A 2,299-nucleotide genomic window follows, 5' to 3' on the forward strand; every position below is an offset into this window, starting at 1 on the left:
GCGGAGCCGGCCGGCGTGGATTTGGTGATTTTGCCGGTTTCGGAGGTGGGTGAGTACTGGCCTTTGGTCAGTCCGTAGATCCGGTTGTTGAACAGCAGGATCTTGAGGTTGACGTTGCGGCGGAGGGCGTGGATGAGGTGGTTACCGCCGATGGACAGGGCGTCGCCGTCGCCGGTGACGACCCATACGGACAGGTCGGGGCGGGTGGTGGTCAGGCCGGTGGCGATCGCGGGGGCGCGGCCGTGGATGGAGTGCATCCCGTAGGTGTTCATGTAGTACGGGAATCGGGAGGAGCAGCCGATGCCGGAGATGAACACGATGTTCTCGCGGGGGATGTTCAGTTCGGGCATGAAGCCTTGGACGGCGGCGAGGATGGCGTAGTCGCCGCAGCCGGGGCACCAGCGGACTTCCTGGTCGGACTTGAAGTCCTTCGCGGTGAGTTTCAGGGCGACGGGTTCAGACATTCTTGCAGACCTCTTCCAGCATCGTCTCCAGTTCGGCGGCGGTGAACGGTAGGCCGCGGACCTGGTTGTAGCCGATCGCGTCGACCAGGTATCTGGCGCGGATGACGTGGGCGAGTTGGCCGAGGTTCATTTCCGGGATGACGACCCGGTCGTAGGCGGCCAGCACCTCGCCGAGGTTGGCGGGCATGGGGGCGAGGTGGCGTAGGTGGGCCTGCGCGACGGGTAGGCCCCGTTGGCGCAGGCTGCGGCAGGCCGCACCGATCGGCCCGTATGTCGAGCCCCAGCCGAGGACGAGGACGCGGGCGTCGCCGTCGGGGTCCTCGACCTCCACGTCGGGGACGGGGATCGCGTCGATGCGGGCGGCGCGGGTGCGGACCATGAAGTCGTGGTTGGCCGGGTCGTAGGAGATGTCACCGGTCTTGTCGGCTTTTTCGAGGCCGCCGATGCGGTGTTCCAGGCCGGGGGTGCCCGGGATCGCCCACGGCCGGGCCAGGGTGTGCGGGTCCCGTAGATACGGCAGGAACGTGGTCCCGTCCTCCCCGTTCGGGGCGGTCGCGAACTGCACCCGCAGGTCCGGCAGCGATGCCACGTCGGGCAGCAGCCACGGTTCGGAGCCGTTCGCGACGTAGTTGTCCGACAGCAGGATCACCGGGGTGCGGTACGTCAACGCGATCCGTGCCGCTTCCAGGGCGGCGTAGAAGCAGTCCGCCGGGGAGCGGGGGGCGATCACCGCGACGGGGGCCTCACCGTGACGGCCGTACAGGGCCATGTTCAGGTCGGCCTGCTCGGTCTTGGTCGGCATGCCCGTGGACGGGCCGGCGCGTTGCACGTCCACGATCAGCAGCGGCAACTCCAACGCCACCGCCAGGGAGATCGTCTCACCCTTGAGCGCCACACCCGGGCCGCTGGTCGTGGTCACCCCCAGCGCGCCGCCGTAGGAGGCGCCGACCGCCGCGCCGACCGCCGCGATCTCGTCCTCGGCCTGCATCGTGACCACACCGAACCGCTTGTGTTTACTCAACTCGTGCAGAATGTCCGACGCCGGGGTGATCGGATACGCGCCCAGGAACACCGGCAGCCCCGACCGGACCCCCGCCGCGACCAACCCCAACGACAGGGCGGCGTTACCGGTGATGTTGCGGTAGGTGCCCGGCAGCATCCGCGCCGGCGCCACCTCGTACCGCACGGAGAAATCCTCCGTCGTCTCCCCGAAGTTCCAGCCCGCCCGAAACGCCGCCACGTTCGCCGCCACCAACTCCGGACGGGCCGCGAACTTACGCTCCAAGAACCGCAACGTCGACGCGTACGGCCGCGAATACATCCACGACAACAAACCGAGCGCGAACATGTTCTTCGCCCGCTCCGCGTCCTTCTTCGACACCGCATGCTCCGCCAGAGCACCGACCGTCATCGACGTCAACGCCACCGGATGCACCACATACCCGTCCAGCGACCCGTCCTCCAACGGACTGGACGTGTAACCGACCTTCGTCAGGTTCCGCTTCGTGAACTCATCCGTGTTCACGATCACATCCGCGCCACGCGGCAGATCCGACAGATTCGCCTTCAACGCCGCCGGATTCATCGCCACCAACACATTCGGCGCGTCACCCGGCGTCAAAATATCGTAGTCAGCGAAATGCACCTGAAAACTCGACACACCCGGCAACGTCCCAGCAGGCGCCCGAATCTCCGCCGGAAAATTCGGCAACGTCGAAATATCATTACCCAACTGGGCCGTCTCCGACGTGAACCGATCACCCGTCAGCTGCATACCATCACCCGAGTCACCAGCAAACCGGATCACCACCCGGTCCAACTGACGGATCTGCTTG

The 2,299-nt window shown here is 66.5% G+C and carries 2 protein-coding genes; both read right to left on the reverse strand.

The window, feature by feature from the left end:
• A partial coding sequence (locus ACIRG9_RS31535) for a thiamine pyrophosphate-dependent enzyme (RefSeq protein WP_402864193.1) occupies nucleotides 1-464 on the reverse strand: 464 nt, incomplete at its 3' end.
• On the reverse strand, nucleotides 457-2,299 hold a 1,843-nt coding region (locus tag ACIRG9_RS31540; RefSeq protein WP_402864196.1), incomplete at its 5' end, for a 2-oxoacid:acceptor oxidoreductase subunit alpha. The genes ACIRG9_RS31535 and ACIRG9_RS31540, both read right to left, overlap by 8 nt.

The sequence above is a fragment of the Micromonospora sp. NPDC093277 genome, assembly GCF_044765245.1.
GTDB lineage: Bacteria > Actinomycetota > Actinomycetes > Mycobacteriales > Micromonosporaceae > Micromonospora.